Source organism: Bhargavaea ullalensis (assembly GCF_042432615.1).
Taxonomy (GTDB): Bacteria; Bacillota; Bacilli; order Bacillales_A; family Planococcaceae; genus Bhargavaea; species Bhargavaea ullalensis.
This window is the reverse complement of the sequence record NZ_JBHLWY010000053.1, coordinates 1-553: the sequence shown is the minus strand read 5'-3', so window position 1 is coordinate 553 and position 553 is coordinate 1. Positions and strand designations below refer to the sequence as shown.

Genomic DNA, 553 nt, shown 5'->3' with positions numbered 1-553 from the left:
TTGCAGAGACCTGTGTTTTTGCTAAACAGTCGCCTGGGCCTATTCACTGCGGCTCTCTCGGGCTTGCACCCTACCAGAGCACCCCTTCTCCCGAAGTTACGGGGTCATTTTGCCGAGTTCCTTAACGAGAGTTCTCTCGATCACCTTAGGATTCTCTCCTCGCCTACCTGTGTCGGTTTGCGGTACGGGCACCTCCCGCCTCGCTAGAGGCTTTTCTTGGCAGTGTGAAATCAGGGACTCCGGGGACAATTCCCCTTGCCGTCACAGCCTGGCGTATGCGGAGATGGGATTTTCCTCATCCCCCGCCTCACTGCTTGGACGCGCATGACCAACAGCGCGCTCACCCTATCCTCCTGCGTCACCCCGTCACTCAAACGGCGGGGAGGTGGTACAGGAATATCAACCTGTTGTCCATCGTCTACGCCTTTCGGCCTCGACTTAGGTCCCGACTGACCCTGAGCGGACGAGCCTTCCTCAGGAAACCTTAGGCATTCGGTGGACGGGATTCTCACCCGTCTTTCGCTACTCATACCGGCATTCTCACTTCCAAGCG

At 57.5% G+C, this 553-nt stretch carries 1 rRNA gene; it reads right to left on the bottom strand.

Features of this window, described 5'->3' with window-relative positions:
- Nucleotides 1–553, bottom strand: a 23S ribosomal RNA gene (locus ACFFIY_RS14355); the annotation flags it as partial.